Genomic DNA, 1131 nt, shown 5'->3' with positions numbered 1-1131 from the left:
ATGAAAAAAGAGTTGCGGCAGCTAAATTACACTGCATAAATTTATTTGTAAAAGCAGAAGGCTTGAGATCCATAACCAACCTTAACTTGCCAAAACCAAGGCTGCAAGACGCCATAGGTAAAAAGGTAGTAGTAAAATCAACGTTAGGAAATTGCGAAATTGCAACCGGATTATTACTACAACTGGTGGGCAATTAAGTTGAAATACAAGTAAATCCCAATCAGGCAGACAATAAACTACTTAGGCAAAAATTTTATAGTAGGCAAGTATCAATCTGCTAAACGTTTTAACTATCAGCATTTATAGGCAGCTTTACTTTAATGGTAAAGCCGCTTTGATTAATAACTTCAAAACTGCCGCCTAACGCAACAGAGCGTTCTTGCATAAATGCTAATCCATAATGACCAGTGTTTTCAGTGGGTTTTACACTACTTCCGTTATCACTAATTATTAATTCAATAGAATGACTATCTGTTTTAATATTTATAGTAAGGGTTGATGCGTTACTGTGCTTAATACAATTAGTTACTGCTTCTTGGCAAATTCTATAAACGGCAATTTCGTGTTCTTTAGAAAGCGCTCTTACCACATTAAAATTAACCTCATAACTAATATTTGCCTTTGTAAGTAAGCTTTTTAATCGCCCTTGAGTCATTGCTTTTTTAAGCCCTAATTCGTCTAATTCACGAGGGCGAAGATAATGCATTAATTGATAAACTGAGTCGTACATAGAGTTAGCATTATTTTTTAACGTAGCCACAAACGATTGAGTATTTTCATCACTAAGATGAGACAAAATAGCTAAATCTGTTTTTAATGCAGTTAGGTTTTGCCCTAACTCGTCATGCAACTCTTGCGAAAGATGTTTACGTTCGTTTTCTTGAACCGAGACCATTTTGGCAGCAAGCGCTGTGTTTTGAGTTAACTGTTCTTTGAGCCTTGTATTGGCTTTTTGTAATTCAGTATTTTTACGTTTAAGCTCTGTAATAGCGGCACCTAAAACCATGCTAGTAATTGCATTTGCTAAAATAAATAACTGACTAATATAGGTATTACTAGGATCGTGCGTAACGCTTGCTTCAAGTATTATTAAAGCATTAATAAGCGCTGCACTTGTTACAGCCCCTAACG

General features: G+C 35.4%; 1 protein-coding gene and 1 pseudogene. One reads left to right on the top strand and one right to left on the bottom strand.

Annotation, left to right across the window (positions count from 1 at the left end; all coding sequences use genetic code 11):
- A pseudogene (locus L647_RS1000000126190) lies at nucleotides 1-197 on the top strand (hypothetical protein); the annotation flags it as partial.
- A gap of 89 nt (nucleotides 198-286) precedes the next feature.
- Here the strand turns inward: L647_RS1000000126190 and L647_RS0100730 are convergent.
- A partial coding sequence (locus L647_RS0100730; protein WP_024609510.1) for an ATP-binding protein occupies nucleotides 287-1131 on the bottom strand: 845 nt, incomplete at its 5' end.

This window comes from Pseudoalteromonas sp. TB64, assembly GCF_000498095.1.
GTDB lineage: Bacteria > Pseudomonadota > Gammaproteobacteria > Enterobacterales > Alteromonadaceae > Pseudoalteromonas.
This window is presented reverse-complemented; position numbering and strand designations above follow the sequence as displayed.